Genomic DNA, 1255 nt, shown 5'->3' with positions numbered 1-1255 from the left:
GGCACTGACCTAAAATAATGAGACAAATAAAAACACCTTTCGTTGAAAAACGGGTATTAAACCTAATAAATCAACGTGGAGGTGTTTTTTCTATGGGTACAAGAGTAAGTTATCCAGCAGAAGTGAAAATGAAAGCAATTGAAATGAAGTTGTTAGGCATTCCAGCAAAACAAATAATGGATGAATTGAATATTAAAAATGTAAGTCAATTAAAAAATTGGATGAAGTGGTATAAAGCCGGTGAATTGCATCGACTTCATCAGCCAGTGGGGAAACAATATACCTTCGGTAAAGGACCAGATATTGATTCAGAGGAATTACGCTTACAGACGGAAAACCGTTATTTAAAACAGCAAGTGGACGTGCTAAAAAAGTACAAGGAATTGGAAAGGAAGTGGTTGGACAAGCATTTGTAGGAGTAGTAGAAGCCCTTAAAGGGCAGATGTCTGTACAAACAATCTGTGAATTAATGGGCGTAGCAAGAGCTACGTATTATCGGTGGAGAAAACAAAAAGGTACACAAACGACCAAAGAAAAACGAGATCAAGATGTTGGTGAAAAATGTGCAGCGCATAAATATCGATATGGTTATCGCAAAATCGCCAGTTTCTTTCCTCATTTAGCGGAGAAAACGGTTCAAAAAATCATGCAAAAATATAATTGGTCATGTCGTGTGAAAATAAAGAAACGTAAGCGTACGGGGCAACCAACGAGTATAGCACCGAATCATTTAGGTCGTGATTTCCAGGCTAATGAGCCACTTCAAAAGCTCTTAACAGATATTACTTACTTGCCTTTCGGCCAATCGATGTTATATCTTTCAAGTATTATGGACGTATACAATGGCGAAATTATTGCGTACACAATTGGCACGACACAGGATACACAATTCGTCTTGGACACACTGAGTCAAGCAAAAGGAATCGCAAGTGAGGCGATTCTTCATAGCGATCAGGGGTCGGTTTATACATCATACGACTATCAAAAACAAGTAAAAGAAAGAGGAATTATCATGAGCATGTCCCGTAAGGGCACGCCCGCTGATAATTCCCCAATCGAAACGTTTCACTCCTCACTAAAGTCCGAAACGTTCTATCTCGACGGAATCCACAGCACAACGAATGCATGTGTGATTCGAATCGTCGAAGAATACATTAATTATTATAACCATATCCGTATTCAAATGAAACTAAACAACCAGTCACCGGTGCAATACCGTCAACTGGCTGTTTAGAAGGTCTTTTATTACTGTCTC

The 1255-nt window shown here is 39.0% G+C and carries 1 protein-coding gene; it reads left to right on the top strand.

Translation table 11 applies throughout. From position 1 onward, the window contains the following. Positions 1–92 precede the first annotated feature (92 nt). Positions 93–1234 (top strand): IS3 family transposase gene (locus A6M13_RS07625; RefSeq protein ID WP_141680920.1). Its coding sequence is split into 2 segments (ribosomal slippage): positions 93–366 and positions 366–1234, totalling 1143 coding nucleotides; the frame shifts between segments, so codons are not numbered across the junction. Positions 1235–1255: the final 21 nt, after the last annotated feature.

Source organism: Caryophanon tenue, assembly GCF_001700315.1.
GTDB lineage: Bacteria > Bacillota > Bacilli > Bacillales_A > Planococcaceae > Caryophanon > Caryophanon tenue.
Note: the sequence above shows the minus strand (reverse complement) of the source record. Positions and strands in the feature narration are given on the sequence as shown.